At 39.8% G+C, this 15,203-nt stretch carries 8 protein-coding genes; all 8 read right to left on the bottom strand.

The window, feature by feature from the left end; genetic code table 11:
* Positions 1 to 184 precede the first annotated feature (184 nt).
* The 8 genes from AC0IWT_RS00575 to AC0IWT_RS00540 all read right to left on the bottom strand — a co-directional run bounded on the left by AC0IWT_RS00575 (position 185) and on the right by AC0IWT_RS00540 (position 15,200).
* The gene (locus AC0IWT_RS00575) at positions 185 to 1,435 is read right to left on the bottom strand and encodes a DUF2264 domain-containing protein (RefSeq protein ID WP_471795525.1); all 1,251 of its coding nucleotides are present in this window, start codon (positions 1,433 to 1,435) and stop codon (positions 185 to 187) included.
* A gap of 15 nt (positions 1,436 to 1,450) precedes the next feature.
* Positions 1,451 to 2,575 (bottom strand): glycoside hydrolase family 88/105 protein, encoded by a 1,125-nt coding sequence (locus tag AC0IWT_RS00570; RefSeq protein WP_471795524.1) that lies wholly within the window; start codon positions 2,573 to 2,575, stop codon positions 1,451 to 1,453.
* The gene (locus tag AC0IWT_RS00565; protein ID WP_471795523.1) at positions 2,575 to 4,749 is read right to left on the bottom strand and encodes a glycoside hydrolase family 43 protein; all 2,175 of its coding nucleotides are present in this window, start codon (positions 4,747 to 4,749) and stop codon (positions 2,575 to 2,577) included. Before AC0IWT_RS00565 ends, AC0IWT_RS00570 begins: the two co-directional genes overlap by 1 nt.
* 1 nt (position 4,750) lies before the next feature.
* Positions 4,751 to 6,091, bottom strand: coding sequence for a BNR repeat-containing protein (locus AC0IWT_RS00560; RefSeq protein ID WP_471795522.1), 1,341 nt, complete (start codon positions 6,089 to 6,091; stop codon positions 4,751 to 4,753).
* A 144-nt stretch (positions 6,092 to 6,235) separates the two neighbouring features.
* Entirely contained in the window at positions 6,236 to 8,581 is a 2,346-nt protein-coding gene (locus AC0IWT_RS00555) for a beta-L-arabinofuranosidase domain-containing protein (protein ID WP_471795521.1), read from the bottom strand.
* Positions 8,582 to 8,733: 152 nt separating this feature from the next.
* Positions 8,734 to 12,783 (bottom strand): hybrid sensor histidine kinase/response regulator transcription factor, encoded by a 4,050-nt coding sequence (locus AC0IWT_RS00550; protein WP_471795520.1) that lies wholly within the window; start codon positions 12,781 to 12,783, stop codon positions 8,734 to 8,736.
* 106 nt (positions 12,784 to 12,889) lie between these two features.
* On the bottom strand, positions 12,890 to 13,792 hold the full coding sequence (locus tag AC0IWT_RS00545; RefSeq protein WP_056870931.1) for an AraC family transcriptional regulator: 903 nt from the start codon (positions 13,790 to 13,792) through the stop codon (positions 12,890 to 12,892).
* Positions 13,793 to 13,961: 169 nt separating this feature from the next.
* On the bottom strand, positions 13,962 to 15,200 hold the full coding sequence (locus AC0IWT_RS00540; protein ID WP_471795519.1) for an NAD(P)/FAD-dependent oxidoreductase: 1,239 nt from the start codon (positions 15,198 to 15,200) through the stop codon (positions 13,962 to 13,964).
* Between the last annotated feature and the right edge of the window lie 3 nt (positions 15,201 to 15,203).

The raw sequence follows: 15,203 nt of genomic DNA, 5'->3' as shown, positions 1-15,203 counted from the left end.
CAAAATCAGCCTTCGGCGTGAGGGGTAATACGGTAATTAATAGGGGTTAAATTCTTACAAATTGCTCAAAAAACCTTATTTCAGGCGAATTCAATAAATCCTCAATCCAATTAAACGTAAAATGTACGTTTATTTTTTTAAAGCAAAAAATGTCGCGGTTGGTTGGCTAAAAAAAACCAAACACTTACCTCAAATCTGCACTATGGTCGTTAGGGAAATCTTCTCCTGCCCATATTCTTTGCGAACTCCACTTAGCTGCCGGATTAGCCCAAAATGCATCAGTTGAGGGTAAGCCCAAAGGCAGGAAAATATTGGTGCAAATGTATGGGCTACCCTGATTGTTATAAAAATCTCCTAAATCGGGTTGCGAACCATATAAGCCGATGGTTAGCCAGCCATTTTTGTAAGTTGTCGGGCTTTCTAACGTTTTTCTAATCACTGCGGTTAGAGCGCAGCGCACCTGCTCCGGACTTAATTGTTTTGGCAAAGCCTTTCTAAAAGCCATATCTGCCAAATGATGAAAAGCGCCGCCACGATAAACAATTGAGCGCCCTGTGGCCGGGTAAGTTCCATCTGTATTTATTAAACGTTCCTGAATAATGGCATAGCGCTCATTCCTTTTCTTCACCTTTTCGAACATGCTGTTGTAATCTCTAACCTTGCTGCCGATGATGCTCGAAATGGTGGCCAGATAAGGATGAATTACATAGCTGTTGTAATAGTCGAATGCGTAAGTGCTGCCATCTTTGTACATACCATCGCCCACATACCATTGCTCCATTTGCTGCAAAGCGTAATCAACACGCATCGGATCCCAGGCGTAGCCAAACTTGGCAAGGAAAGCTTCATTCATTGCAGAAAATAGCAACCAGTTAGAAAAAACGGGCTTAAATCTCCGGGTAGTCACAATAGATTTCATCATCAATTCCTGATTTTTCTTATCGAGATTTTCCCAAAGCCAAGGCGCACGAATAAATGCCAGCGCTACATATGATGCATCAACGAGCTGTTGTCCCCCAATATCGTAATTCATGAAATCTTTGGCATTTGAATCCAATGAGTTTTTCAATCCCTGAATAACCCATGCTCGGTATTGCTTTCTTAAAGCCACTTCAGCAGCATCGCCACCTTCAAGTTGTAACCATGGCGCAATTCCACTTAAAACCCTGCCTAAAACCTCAACATATTGTACTTTAATGCGGTGTTCTTTATTATCTATATGGATAGAAGTAACCTGAGGCATATTTATTCTCAAGCTATCTTTTGCCAGATTATACAAAACAGGCTTTACCATTTTGTCCATTTGCTGAAGCCAAAACTGCCTGTCGCTTACTGCAGCGGGCTGTTTATTTGTTTTCTTCTTCTGCCCGAAAGCTGATGAAGCGACAGCAATGGTAACAAGGCATAATAAAAGCTTTTTAATTATAATTTTCATATCGATAATCTTTCTTTACTTTTTTAAGTATCTGTACATTTCGCAGTTGGCCAAAAGAAAAGCACCCACGCCAAAATTTGCGGTTGAGTTTGCATCTACAATCTGCCCCGGAATTGCTTTTTCTCCAATCGGCTGCACATAACCCACTTTACCAGTTTCCTGCAAGGCTGTTTTTGTTAAATAAACCCAGCCTTTTAGCGCAGCCGGGAAATAGGTTTTCTTACTTAAATATCCGTTATTAATTCCCCAGAGTATACCATAAGTAAAAAATGCTGTTCCGCTGGTTTCGGGTCCGGGTGCATGGTCCGCATCAAGCATACTTCGGGTCCAGTAGCCTTCTGGTTGCTGGCTTTTGTGTATGGCCTCTGCCATACCTTTAAATTTCGCAATGTATTCGTTTCTGTGTTTATCACTTTTTGGGAGGTCTTTAAGCACTTTCGCCAAGCCGGCGAAAACCCAACCATCGCCCCTGGCCCAAAAATCCTTTTTGCCATTTACACTCTTGTGTTGCGGATACACATATTTTGCGTCGCGATAATACAGTTTTGCTTCGCTATCGTACATAATGCTATTGGCATAGCTAAAATAATCATAAAGCTTATCGAGATATTTTTGATTGCCGGTTGTTTTATAAAGTTTTGTCATAACAGGCATCACCATATACAAACCATCTGCCCACCACCAATAATCGTTTTGGCTGGTACTCATTTCAAACTCCATAACCTCTTTAGCCCGGGCAATTTTATAGGCTTCAGGTTTTAAATGGTACAAATCGATATAAGTTTGAAAACATATCTGCCAATCGCCGAACAAAACGTGGTCGTCAGTTTCTCCATACTTGTATTTCCACTCACTTTTATTCGTAGATTTTGCACCCATCCACTGATTATGACTTGCCCAATCTTCTGAATATTTGAGATAGCTTTCGTTCTTCGTGAGGGCGACAACCTCCATATTTCCGGTATGGTATGCAGCATTGTCCCAAAAAGACCGAACCTGCGGCTTATTGTTTGTTTGCCAATATGTATTCGCTTTGTTGATGATGCCCAGAACGTCTTTTTTTAAGGGCAATTTTTGTGCATTCACCGTTCCTGTTATAAAAAATACCATCAGGAAACTAAAATAGATTTGCTTTCTCATTATTTAACAGGTTTTATTCCCTTTAAGGTTGGTGTCACTTTTTTGATGTTTCCATCGGCGTCAAATTCCAGCTTATCGATGCAAACTTCACGGTTGTAGCCAGCAGCATCGCCCATGGTTATGCCTTTTGGCCGTGTAAAGCGATGGTAAACAATATACCATTCATCCTTTCCGGGAATTTGGATTACGCTGTTGTGTCCCGTTCCGTAAATACCATGTTGCGCATCTTTTGCCAGAATCAAATTATTTTCGGAAACAGCTATTTTTCCTGTAGGCGAATCTGATGTGCCATACTTTACCCGATAGTTTTCGCTTCGTGTATCATCTTCAGACCACAAAAAATAATATTTACCGTTTCGATAGAACACCTCGGTACCTTCTCTAAAATCTTTACCGGGTGTAATCACTTTTATCAAATTTGTATCAATTGAAATCATATCCGGATTCAACGGTGCAACCGCCATGTAGCCATTTCCCCAATACAAATAACTTTTACCTGTTTTCGGATCAGTAAAAACATCCGGATCTATCTCTTGTCCGCCTTTAACGCCTAAAGGTTTTGTAGCGATTAGCGCCTTCCCGCTATCTTTAAATGGCCCTTGTGGATTATCTGCGACAGCAACACCAACCTTCTGCGCCGCTGTGAAATAATAGAAATATTTATATTCTCCGCTTAACCTCTTCTCTGCAATAGTTGGCGCCCATGCATTTCTCTTAGCCCAGCTTACATCTTTTGGCAAATCGAGTATTATCCCTTCATCCTTCCAGTTTACTAAATCAGTTGACGAAAAACTTTTGAAATAATTACCGCTCCAGCCCGTAAAGCCATCGCTTGTTGGGTACAGATAGTATTTTTTGGTTTTGTTGGAGAATAATATTTCCGGGTCGGCGTAGTAACCTTTCAAAACAGGATTGTTATTTACTTTTACATCTACATTGTAGGCAACCGGCTGTTTGCCAGCAACCGTAACGGTTATTTTTTTAGGTCCTCCAGAAAAATCCAGCTTACCTTTTGGCGCAATCATCACACCAGGATAATCCGCAAATTCCGGGTCGAAGGCTTTCAAGTTTGTACCATATTCAACCGGAAGGAAAAGTGTTTTGGTGTTGCTTTCTAAAACAATATTATGCTGTTTGATGAATTTAGACTTGGCAGATTTCAAAACAGATTCTGCACTGTACCACTTCGCTACCAATCGTTCCATTTCAGCTTGTGTTATAGGTAAAACCGTTCCATGCCTTGGATGAAAGTCCATTGAAACGTCCTGGTCTACTACTTTAAAGTTTTCCAAGTCCTTGCTTCGCGTAAACTGATATTTCCCTTTCATGTAAACATCGTACATCAGGATATAGTCATCACTGTTATTTAACTTAAATACTCCTGCCCCTTCTACAGCTTCTGTGGTTTGCTGCAGGTATTTATCTTCCAGTTTATAGCCCTCCGTTAACTTATTAGATACCGCCTTTTTTATACCGTTTCCATTGCCTTCGGTTTTAAAAAACAAATTGTATTTTCCGTTATGGTATATGATATCTCCATCGATGCAAGAGCCGTTTGTAGGACTAAAAAACAACTGTTTGGGTTCAGTTTCCAAATCTGTAAAATCGGCATTGGCGTAGGCGTAATATATTTTATCAGGCGCCGTGCCATGTTTCATAGACCAGTAAACCATATACTTCTTTTTTTCATTATCGTAAATAGTTTGTGGAGCCCAAACACGTAGCAGCGTTTCATTACCCGGAAACCGATTTTGAATATTGACAACGGATGAAGACCAGTTTATTAAATCTTTCGACTTTAACAAAACCATAGCCCGGTTAGAATCCCAGCCTTTCGCCGAAACCATATCGGTAACGACCATATAAAAAGTTTTTCCATCAGCGCCACGCAAAATGTGCGGATCGCGAACACCTCCTGTTGAGCTTATTTTTTGCGAGGAAATTATTGGTTCATCATTGTTTAGTGCATTAAAACTGTATCCGTTTCTACTTAACGCATAATGAATCGCTTCCTCTTTTTTATCGTTACCGGTAAAATACACAAACAAATAACCTGCATTTTTTTGTGTAGCCGATTTAATTGTTTGCGCAATAAGTTTTGTTGAAAACAAGCCCATGCAAATGCACAAACAAGCTATGATTATAAGCTGCGTTTTTATCTTGAAGTTTTTCATGCTACTTTTTAAATTTTGGTACCCATTGCAAAACCTTAACTGCTGTCGGTTTTGATTCGGCTTTTCCCTCGCCATCTACCTGTATTACATTTTGCAAATAAAGGTTTAGTATTTTTTTATCTTTCCAAAGCGCTGTATCGTAGCTTGGTTCCCAATCGCCTACGCTTTTATGGGTTAAATCTTCTATCTCCCAATTATTTCCTGCAATATTTTTATTTATCGCGATTGAAGCTTTGCTGCCACGTTCCTCATCTCTGAATATAATTCCGGCAGCATATTGCTTACCATTGGGCCAAACGATAATCTGCGGCCTGGAAATCGGAATTTTCTTCGTGCCACCACCGCTTAAGCTAAATGCAGTTTTTCTGAAAGTCAACGCATTCACCTTCCAGCCATTTCCGTTGTTAAAAACGATATGATATTGGGGAATTTCGCTCGGCAAGTCTCGCCAATAACCGGCAATAAAAACTTTACCCTCGGCATCGGCGTACATCGAAGTCTGGTTTATCAACTCACTTTTCTGCGGAATTTTTAAGGCGTATTCGGCATTGGCTTCAACAATTGGAAGACGATACTTTTCTCCTGTAGATTTTTGCCAGGTAAGGCCACCGTCTAAAGATTTCGCATAGCAAAGGTCGTGGTTGCTGGCTACATCAGGGCTTTCCCGCCAAACCCACGACAAATGAATTGCACCAGCCTTGTCAATAGCGACCTGCCAATAGGCATTTCGTTTGCCCTCGCCATCAATCATGCCATCCTGAATGCGTTTCCAGGTTTTGCTTTTTGTACTGTAACGATTGATCATCAAATTACCATTACCAGAGCCGCCGTCGCGGTAAAAGAAAAGCAAATCTCCATCCGGAAGCTTATAAAATTCGGGGTAGCTAACCTTGTTTTCCTTGCTTGAAACCATTTCCGACTTTTCTCCAAGCTGTAACGATGCCGGCGCAAGTCCCTTTGCATAGTTTAAATTGTTGTTATGCTGCCCCCAGGCCACATGCACAAAGCCAGCGCCGTCAACAATTATACTGATCGATTTATGCGCATCGGTTGCATCGCCTTTGTATTGTGTTTGTTTTACTTGCCAAATGTTAGAACCGGTTTTTCGCTTCGCTAAAACAACAAACTGCCCGGCATCATAATACGCGGCGTATTGAAAATTTTCGAAAGTAACCAGCGAGTTTTTACGAAAAATAACGGCATTTACTGAATTCTTAGACCAACCATTTGTCGAAATGGTGCTGGTACTTGGCGTTTGTGCACTAAGCGAACAAACATTAAATAATGAAAGACATAGCAAAAAACCCAGGGCGAAGTGGCACTTATAATTTTCGGTTATCAAGTTGATATATTTGGTTAGTCGAAGTACCGAAAATCTCACTATTTGTTTAGGGGGGAAACTCATATTAAAAGGGGGGCGATTTAATAAATCTAGAACGAGGTTTAAGTCTTGCGGGCCGATAATTATTGTATTAAAACGTTATGGCTACTTTAGCAACCTTATCTCATAGATGTTTGGAATTGTAGAATTTGACGCCGCTACAAACTTCAGTTCCATTTCAACAGCTAATAATGTTTTCGGGATATTAATTTCCGAAACATAAAAATCGTTTCCACTGGTTCCATCAATGTTAACTTTTTGCAAAAGTTTATCATTAATAAAGATTGAAAATGTTTTATTCCGTTCATTGCCATGAAGTGTTAATGATAGTTTTGTGGCTACTAAATCTTTATCTTTAAGGCGATAACTAAACCAGCTTTTACCATTCCTAAAGTGGCGCTCGTGGAACGTGCCGTTATCGGTTTGCTCACCTTTAAAGCCATGGTCTGTTTCCGGTTGCTGCTCGCCAGTGTTAATCAAATCGACCGTTGCAAGCTCCAGTTTGATTTTCTCCTTTTCATACAAATTCATGCTTGCTATCCGCTCCGGTAAATGCGCAAAGTCCGTGTAAGGCCAATAAATTACGTATCGTTTTTCATTAAGCGTATAAAACGGAACCAGTTTTAGGTTTTTATATTTTGGTTGATAGATTAGCGTTGAAGCACTGAAATTAATATTTTTTGACTGTTCGGGGTGTAAATTTTGAGCCAGCTTAGTCTTATTGCCAACAAGGAGTGGCGCTTCATTTAAAGGCAGTAGTGCACCACTGGCAATATGCCCCATTCTGCTACCGTCTGCAAATAAATTCGGTTCGCTTAACGTATCAAGTTCTGCCGCCAAAACAATAGGCCCGCGGGTAAAAGCGACCCAATCAGAGCCATCAGGCAGGAAATTGGCTTTTGTTTGCATAGGTAATTCAAGCTTGATAACATCTCCGGTTTTCCACAATCTATTTAGTTTTATATATCCCGAGTCATCATTGGCAGCAAGTTGAAGTTTACGATTTACATAAATCTTCATTTCATTGTTAACTACCCACGCAGGTTTGCGGAAATGAATATTGAAACGGCTATTTTTTTTGAGCTTTAGTGTTAAGCTTGTGGTTTCCTGAGTTGGGAAATTTGTTTCCTGAATGATTGAAACGCCCTTTTGTTTCCAGTTCAAAACAGACGGTACGAATAAGTTCACAAAAATATCGTTTGCATTATGACTGTAAATTAACTCGCCATATTTGCCATGGTTTTCAATACCTGAGCCTACACAACACCAAAAGCTCTCCTGTGCACGCGAATAAGTTCTATAATGCCCAGGCCTAATCGGTGTAAAATATACAAATCCGCCTTCGGGATTTTGGGAGCTTAAAATATGATTATACAGAGTTTGCTCATAATAATCGATATATTTTGATGAGGGCTGTGAAAGAAAAAGCTGCTTTGTCAGCTTCAACATATTATAAGAGTTGCAGGTTTCCGGCCCTTCCCTTGATTCTATCATCGATGAAAAATCATCAGAAGGATTGAAATGTTCGCGAACGCTATTGCCGCCAATGAAGACAGTTCTATTATTAACCACGGTATTCCAAAAAAAGTCGGCGGCGTCTTGCATGGTTTTATCCTTCCCTGCAATTCCTATTTGTTCGTAACCGATAACTTTCGGAATTTGAGTATTAGCATGCAGACCATTTAAAGCGTCTGTTTTGTTCAACAATGGCTTTAAAAGGGTTTTATCCGAAAATTGCCGAGCCAGTACAAGGTACTTCTTGTTACCGGTTATGGAATAAACATTTGCAAAAACCTCGTTTAAGCCACCGTGTTCACTTTTAAGCATTTGCTGTATTTGCTCGTCCGATAATGTTGAAACCAGATTTAAACACCAATCCGTTAAGCCAATTAAAATCGCTTTTGCCTGCATATTGCCTGCAACAGCATAAGCATCGTACAGGCCCGAAAAAATTTTATGGATGTTGTAGAGCGGCACCCATTTATCATTCAAAGAAAATGAGGAAGCCCTGATATTGCCAGCTTTGATTTCAGTCCACATCTTTTTGCCGCCGGGAATGCCAGATACATATCCATCACCATTTGCCGTCTGACACCGTTTTAATTCCGAAATCATGTAATCAAGCCTGCCCTTAATTTCCGCATTTTTTGTTGCAGCGTACATAAATGACAGCGCCGAGAGGTAATGGCCGGCCATATGCCCATCCAGTCCGGTATTTTCCCAGTTACCGTATGATTCTGCCTTGGCCTTTAAACCGGCTTCGCGTAAATATGGCGCCAATAGCCTGTCTGGATTAAGTTCCAGTATGTATTTTAAGTCGGTTTGCTGGGCATTTTTGAAAAGCCCCGGACCAAGGCTAACCTCAGTTAAGCTGAAGGCCTGTAACTTTTGTTGCGCAAAGGCGCTAATCGTAAGACTTAAAAATAAGAAAATGGTTAAAATCGGCCTCATAATTATTTCAGTATCGGGATGATGTGATAATTTCCCATTTGCTACACTTTGTGTTTTTCATTCGCGAATAACCATAAATTGTCTGTTTAATAAAAGGTGTTAATAAACAATTTGCGGGGGGCATTCGGGTAAATTGTATCGATTGTATGCTGTTAAACCATTGCGCTTATGTTATAGTATTTGTGAAAAGTTTTTCTGTGCTTTTTTACAAACTCTGACGGCGTAAGTTTAAAGAGCTTCTGAAATTGTTCACGAAAATATTTAATGTCATTTATTCCGACTCTAAAAGCCGCTTCATTGATGTTCAAATTGGTATTTATCAATAGTTCAGCCGCTTTTCTTAACCTTATAAAGCGAACAAAACCATTTACAGACTGGCCAGAAGTAGCCTTAATTTTTTTATATAAATTTGAATGACTCATGCCCAACTCTGCAGCCAGCGCTTTAACGCTAAAATTATCTTCGCTCAGGTTATTTTCAATTATGGTAATGCATTTCAATAGAAATCCTTTGTCCTCCTGCGATACCTTGTGCGTGTCGGATTTTAGCGTAATTTCATTGTAGAAGTAGGATTGCAAATTAGTACGGTTTTTTATTATACCGTTAATCTTTGCTGTAAATAGCTCCTTATCAAAAGGTTTACTGATAAAATCATAAGCGCCGACTTCAATTCCTTTCAGGCGGATTTCAGCATTTGGGTCGGCGGTTAGAAGTATCACAGGGATATGGCTCAAAGCGCTGTCATCTTTAATGGCCTTGCAGAGTTCTATGCCATTCATCCCGTCCATATTTACATCAGAAATCACAACATCAGGCAAAAATTCCCTGCAACTGTTTAAGCCCTCGATGCCATTGGTTGCCTTATAAATTTTAAAATTATCCTGGAAAATCTGTTTTATGTAGTCGATAATTTCCGTGTTGTCGTCTACTACGAGAATGGAATTCAAATCAGAAATTAGAAGTTCGAGGTTACCAATACCATTCTTGTTAAATAGTTCATCTTCCTGTTCTTCCTGGGCAATTAATTCGTTAACATAAGTAAGTTCGTTTTCAATCCCCCGATCTTCGATGTACTCGGTTCTTTCGCCAACAGGCATCTTTATGATGAAACTGGTACCCTTACCATTTTCGGATTGAAATGAAATTTTTCCCTTGTGCAGTTCTACGAAGCTTTTTACAAGATACAATCCAATGCCGAAGCCCATTTTAAGAGATTCTTTGCTCATTACCTTATAAAATTTGTCGAATAGCTTTTCGCCTATACCTTCCGGAATCCCCGGACCGTTGTCGCTAACTTCAATAGTAACCTCATCAAAGCTGCTCATTATTTTGAAATTCACAAAACCGCCTTTTGGCGTAAACTTTAACGCGTTCGAAAGCAGGTTAAAGAAAACGATTTCGAGTTTATCCCTATCGCCATAAATGTTAATCTCCTCGCTATCGCATTCAAAAGTGTAATTAATGTTGTTATTTTTGGCAAGATAGCTGAAGCAGAGAAAAATTTCCTGAGCAAACTTAAACAGATTGATCTGAACAATATTGAGCGTATCGTTCTCACTTTCAGTTTTCCTAAACAATAGTAACTGGTCGACCAAACTTAGCAATCGCCGCGAATTCCGGTAAACAACGTTTAAATCTTTCTTTTCCTGCCCCGACTCCTTGCTGTTTAAAATATCCTTAATTGGGTTTACAATTAATGTTAAAGGCGTTCTCAACTCGTGCGATATATTTGTAAAGAAATTGAGTTTTTTCTCGTTCAAATCTTTCTCACGCTCCATTTTTAAATTAGTAATCTCTACTTCGTGTTTTAGATTTCGCTGTCTGTTCCGATAAGTTTGAACGAGGTAATAGGCACCCGAAAACAGCAATAAATACAGTACGTAAGCCCACCAGCTTCTATACCAGGGCGGTAAAATTGTGATTGAAATTATCCTTTCATTATTACTCCAGGCACCTTCCGTATCGGTACTTTTTATGTGTAATTTGTATTCGCCTTCATTTAAACGTGAGTAGTAGGCTGTATTTAACTTATTTACATAGTTCCAGTTTCTATCCCAGCCCTCAAGAAAATAGGCATAAGAAATCTGTTCTTGAAAAGAAAATTCAACGGCTGCATAATTGACAGAAATTACTGCCGAATTGTAGGGAATTTCTATTTTCTTAAGGTTAACAATCGAAGTATTTTTGTAGCTGGAATCCTCATCAAGTGGTACATTATTTATTCTAAAATCGGTAATTACGATTTTCGGAATGCGCCTGTTTTCTTTAATACTACCAGGATAAAATAAGTTAAACCCATTGATACCACCAAATAAAAAAGCGCCGTCTTTTAACTTTAAAGCCGCATTGTAGTTAAACTGATTGCTTTGAAGGCCGTCAGAAGTATAATAATTTTTAAATTTCTTTGACTTTAAATCGAATTTAGATAAACCGTTGTAAGTGCTGCACCATAAGTTATCATTATCGTCGACCAGGATATTCAGAATTGAGCTGTTGGGCAAACCATCGCTTTGAATGTATCGCTTTATCTTTTGCGAAGTTTTATTAAACTCAATTAAACCGCCACCCTCCGTGCCAATCCAAAGCTGATGTTTAGAATCCTCGTTGATTGTTCTTATTGCCTGGTTGATTTTGACAAAGCGATGCCTCCTGTTTATCGGGTCAATTTTAATGAGTTGTGTGTAATTTCCGGCCCATAAGTTTCCCTCGGCATCCTGAAAAATAGCATGAATATCCTTCAAACCATTATCGAAAAGTTCAAATTTATCGGCGCTTTTGTTATATCGGTACAGTGCCCCGCCCCGGGTTGTTCCGGCCCATATATTGCCGCTACGGTCTTGATAGAGTTTCCAGATATTTACATCATCAACACCTTTAACGCTGTTATAACACCGGTAATGAATAAACTGTTGACTGTTTTTATCGAACCGGTCTATCCCACCGCTAAAGCTCGAAATCCAAACCCTGTTACCAGAATCGTTTAAAATACTGGTAATAAAATTACTTGTAATGGAATTCGGACTTTCGGTTTTAACGTAGTTTGTAAACGTATTCTTTTTTCTGTTCCATAAGCTTAAACCGCCGCCATCGGTGCCAATCCAAATGTTGTGCTGCTCATCTTCGCTAAAGGAGAGTACAAAATTATTTACCAGCGAATTTCGGTTAAGTGGATCTCGTTTAATGCTTTGAAATTGCGTACTCTGCGGGTCGATGATGTTAATTCCGCCACGTAAGGTCGCAATCCACTTCCTGGCTTCCCTATCTTCGAACACCTGTGCAACGGAATTGCTGCTGAGCAAACCCTTTTCTTTTGCGGCAGCCAAACGGCTTACAGTATTGTTTTTAGTATCGAAGGTTACCACGCCATTGCCATCGGTTGATATCCAAAGTTTTTCCTTTTTATCTAACATCAGATGCATGATGTTATCCCTTTCGACATATTTCGCAGGCCTTTTCAGGATATCACTTGTTTTATCAAACTGATACAACCCCTGCTCGGTTCCAATCCAAAGAAAATCCCTGGAGCCGTTTATAATGCTTGTAACGTTTTCTAATCCGCCTTTTACAAAAATTATTTCTGAAGCAGCAGCATCATATCTGCACAGTCCAAAGTCTTTTATAAACAACCATAAAACCTGGTTATCATCAACACACAAGGCTTTAACGGTATAATTTTTCCTTTTTTTGAAGGTAATCCTTTTCGCGATAGCAGCACTTTTTTTAAGCTCAAAAAGTCCATTTTCATCGGTAGCAACAAATACAGTTGATGCAGCGTTTGCTGCTATTGATGTAACTGAAGCCGTTAATAAAAATTTTTTTGTGCTTTCTTCATAGTAAAACTGATGAAATTTTGAATCAGCATAGCTGTAAAACGACGCACCTTTTTGCGTACCAACCCAGATTCTATCGAGGTTATCGCCATTTAAAACTAAAATGTGGTTATTTATCAGCGTGTTACTTTTGCCCCAATTGTTCCTGAAAACTTTGAAATTGTAGCCATCATATCGGTTTAAACCATCGTAGGTACCGGCCCACATAAAGCCAAAACGATCGAGATAAAGGGAATTGACAATGTTATTTGACAGCCCGTTTTCTACACCAAGATATTTCAGGGATGATGAAGCTATTTGCGAAAAACAGCTAAAGACGCTGAAGAGCAAACCGGCCACAAAGCAAAGAGAAGCCTTTATTTTAGGGTGCATAAGGTTTAAGGCGGACTATATTTGGTATGAACGAAGATACAATTTTTCGTGCATTGAGTTATAACAGGCGTGGTCTTCTAACGATATGAGCCTACCGTTGCCGTGATTATGCACCGCTGTAGCTCACTTTGCTCACATTGTTATAGGTATCAATGTACGCCCGTGGCGATTGCCCTATGATGCTTTTGAAAACCCGGTTGAAGTTAGTTATGCTGTTGAACCCCGCTTTGTAAGCCACGCCGGAAATACAATCGGCTTTGGCCCCCGATATCAGGCTTTTACAGGCATCGTTGATGCGAACTTCGTTTAAAAACGAAACAAAAGTATGTCCTGTGTGCTTTTTAAAATACCTGCAAAATGCTTGCGGCGTCATAAAAGCGGCGTTTGCAACGTCTTCCAAAGATATTTGACTGTTATAATTTTCGGTAATAAAATTGATGATTTTGCTGAGGCGCATACCTTCGTTTTCACTTACGTTTGATGAGTACATATCGGAACAAAGTGGCAAAATATTTTCATTTAAAGCCTGCAGGCTATTGATGAGTTTAAGAAAGTTGAAAAGCACATCAGAACCCGATGCTTTGTGAACATCAAACATACGCCTGATAATTTCTTTTGTGAAGGCGTCAGGTATTTTAAAACCATGTTTATTCTTCTGAAGATAAGCGCTGGCCAGTTTCATTTCGGGTAAGCCGAACAAGGCATTTAAAATTCCAGCAGAGTTGAAGTAAACCGAGCAAGCCCTCACGGTCTTTTCTTCATCGTTGGAAAAATATTCTGGGTTGCTTTTAAACAGATGTGGAAGTTTAGCCCCTATTAAAAAAACATCGCCTGAACGAAAAGGATGCATGTCATTACCGGCAATTAGGGTTCCTTCTCCTTTTTCGATGAAGGTAATCTGCCACTCATCATGCCTGTGAAGATACTGATAGAAGAACGGAAGTTCAATATGCTCTGATATTACACTTTTGTCATCAGGAACAAGCATCGTAAATGGTAGTACCTTCATTGTTTGCTTTGTTTAGAGTTGTTTGATTTGCAAAAACAATGTAAGTATATTAACCCATAAAGAACAATAAAACCTAGATAGGGTTAAAATACGGTCAATACCTGATAATATTTGACGAGATGATTGGCTCTAATTTGGCGATAACTCATTGTTAAACGGTTATTTATAGTTATCTAACAGCGAAAGCGTTGGTTTCAATCTCCGTTGTTTGTCCGGAAATGATCTGACTTACCAGCAGGCCGGTCGCCGGACCTAAACTTAAACCCATCATACCATGACCTGTTGCTACAATCAGATTTTGCTTTTGCGTACTCCGCCCGATGTACGGTAATCCATCAGGAGAAGACGGTCGGAAACCATACCATATCTTATCTTCGGTTGGAATTTCGGGCTTTAAATCAGGAAAATATTTCGGAACAGATTCAACAATTCCTTTAACACGTTGCATATTTATCCTGGTATTTATTTTATCGAGTTCCATTGTACCACCGTACCTGATGTTGCCATTCATCGGTGTGATGGCCACTCTTGCCTCGCACAGCAGAGCCGGTATTGAAATCCGATTCTTGGGCTCGGGTTCCACAAAAGAATAGCCTTTACCGGGCATCAACGAAATTTTTAAATTCATCATTTTCGCTATTGCTGGAGACCATGAGCCTGTAGCCAGAACATATTCGTCTGCTTCCCAAACTTCCTTACCCGTAAAAACTTTAGTAATGGAATTACCTTCCGATTCAATTTTATCAACCTCTTTATTTCTTACAATCTTTACGTCATTCTTTTCAAGATAATAAATCAGGTCGCACATGAGTTTACCCGGATAAAGGTGTGCATCACAACGGTAATGAACAGCACCTAAAACATCTAATTCTAAATCTGGCTGCAGCGCTTTACAGGCGGCTAGGTCTAATACAGCCATATCCAAGCCTAATTCATTAGCCTTTTCGGCCAAATGTGCTTCTTCTTCGCCCGCCTTTTCGGTTTTGTAGAAAGCCAGAATGCCTTTGTTTGTAAGTTCGAAGTTAAAGCCAGGCTCTTTGGATAAATCCTCGTATAGTTTTTTACTCAGCAAGGATAAGTCGCGTAAGGGCTCGGCCGCTTGCGCTACGTGCCTGGCGGTTGCGTGCTTCATAAATTTCAATCCCCAGCTAACAAGATTCAAATTTAAACCCGGGCGCACATAAAACGGGCTCTTACTATCAAACATCCACCTAATGCCCTGGCTAATCATACCTGGGGCAGCCAGCGGCACAAAATGACTCGGCACAATCATCCCCGCATTGCCAAAAGAACAGTTGTCGACAATGTCGCCTTTATCCAAAATAGTAACCTGAAAACCTCGTTTGTGCAGGTAATAAGCGGAACTTAAACCAACAATCCCACCACCAATAATTAAAACTTTCGACATTCT

Source organism: Pedobacter sp. AC464, from assembly GCF_979253075.1.
This window is presented reverse-complemented; position numbering and strand designations above follow the sequence as displayed.

Bases quoted from the DNA above. Each gene is read 5' to 3' on its own strand.
- AC0IWT_RS00545 (WP_056870931.1), bottom strand. From the start codon at position 13,792: ATGAAGGTACTACCATTTACGATGCTTGTTCCTGATGACAAAAGTGTA.
- AC0IWT_RS00540 (WP_471795519.1), bottom strand. From the start codon at position 15,200: ATGTCGAAAGTTTTAATTATTGGTGGTGGGATTGTTGGTTTAAGTTCC.
- AC0IWT_RS00555 (WP_471795521.1), bottom strand. From the start codon at position 8,581: ATGAGGCCGATTTTAACCATTTTCTTATTTTTAAGTCTTACGATTAGC.
- AC0IWT_RS00575 (WP_471795525.1), bottom strand. From the start codon at position 1,435: ATGAAAATTATAATTAAAAAGCTTTTATTATGCCTTGTTACCATTGCT.
- AC0IWT_RS00550 (WP_471795520.1), bottom strand. From the start codon at position 12,783: ATGCACCCTAAAATAAAGGCTTCTCTTTGCTTTGTGGCCGGTTTGCTC.
- AC0IWT_RS00570 (WP_471795524.1), bottom strand. From the start codon at position 2,575: ATGAGAAAGCAAATCTATTTTAGTTTCCTGATGGTATTTTTTATAACA.
- AC0IWT_RS00565 (WP_471795523.1), bottom strand. From the start codon at position 4,749: ATGAAAAACTTCAAGATAAAAACGCAGCTTATAATCATAGCTTGTTTG.